This is a genomic window from Priestia sp. SIMBA_032, assembly GCF_046535215.1.
Lineage (GTDB): Bacteria > Bacillota > Bacilli > Bacillales > Bacillaceae_H > Priestia > Priestia aryabhattai.
In genome coordinates this window covers 1-240 of record NZ_JAWRXD010001472.1, presented here as the reverse complement: position 1 = coordinate 240, position 240 = coordinate 1, and the positions used below count along the sequence as shown (strand labels likewise).

Genomic DNA, 240 nt, shown 5'->3' with positions numbered 1-240 from the left:
GAGACGTCCAGCGTCCAGACGATCGTGACGGATCGTGCAGGCGACCCGGTCGTCGGCGACCGCGTCAGCTTCAGCAGCTACGCCGTCTCGGATCAGGGGAGCTGCGGATCCTTCGACCACGACTCCGCCCTCACCGACGCGAACGGCAGCGTCGTGGTGACCTACACCGGCAGCTCCGATTCCGTCACGTGCGCGCTCGTCGCGCTGGATGCCCGGGGCGGTCACTCGGCACTGACGCGC

Annotated in this window: 1 protein-coding gene; it reads left to right on the top strand. The window is 69.2% G+C overall.

Annotated elements, in window-relative coordinates; translation table 11 throughout:
• On the top strand, positions 1–240 hold a 240-nt coding region (locus tag SB717_RS39200), incomplete at both ends, for a hypothetical protein (protein ID WP_410908693.1).